Source organism: Novosphingobium sp. FG90 (assembly GCF_057808725.1).
Window position 1 is genome coordinate 1 of sequence record NZ_JBMDIO010000113.1, and the last position, 837, is coordinate 837.

Annotated in this window: 1 protein-coding gene; it reads left to right on the forward strand. The window is 60.8% G+C overall.

From position 1 onward, the window contains the following. A partial coding sequence (locus ACODRZ_RS26770; RefSeq protein ID WP_488973195.1) for an EAL domain-containing protein occupies positions 1–837 on the forward strand: 837 nt, incomplete at both ends.

Genomic DNA, 837 nt, shown 5'->3' on the forward strand with positions numbered 1-837 from the left:
GTCCCAAGCGGTTATCCGATAGCGACGCCGTTCATTTCTCGATCCGCATCGAAAATTACACCCATATCCGTCGCGCCTATGGCGAAGAAGGGGCGCGCGCTGCTCTTTCAGGCGTCCAGCGGATGCTGGTCGACCTGTTTCGCGCCGATGGCATCGTCGTCCCCGAGGCAAATGGCGAGATCGATGTCCTGATCTGGAATGTCGAAGCGCTGGGGGCCGGGTCACTTCCCGATGCCTGCCGGGTATGGCTGGACAAGTTTTGCTGGCTTGCACCTCTGCTCTCCATCGAAGTCTCCGGGCACTTCATTCATGTCTGGGTCAGCGGGCGATGGGAGATTCCCGGCGCGCTCATGCAGGCGCATGGACTCAAGGCCGGGCAATCTGGTGCCTGCAACATTGGCTTTAGTGGGGCTTGGCCTGACGATCGGAGCGACTGGTCAGATCGCTATCGTAGCGATGTAGGTCTGGTCTCCGGGCTGCTGTCCGGCATCATCTCGGGCTCTGCCGACGATACGGGACGGCAGGAACTCATGCTTGCCTGGCAGCCTGTATGTGACGCAGCCGGGCCGGAGCTTGTCCTCTATCGCGAGGCGCTGGTTCGCCTGCTCGACGATGACGGAAAGGCTCACCCACCAGGCGACGTCTTTCTGGCTCTCGAACGGCTCGGTTTCGCACGGGTCGTTGATCATTATGTCGTGTCGCGGGTCATCGATGAACTGGAGCAAGCTCCGGATGTCATTCTCGCCGTCAATATCTCGGCTCAATCCGTCCGCCACGATGCCTGGTGGGATGAGATAAAATCACGCCTTGTCGCGAGGCCCGATGTGGCGCGCCGGC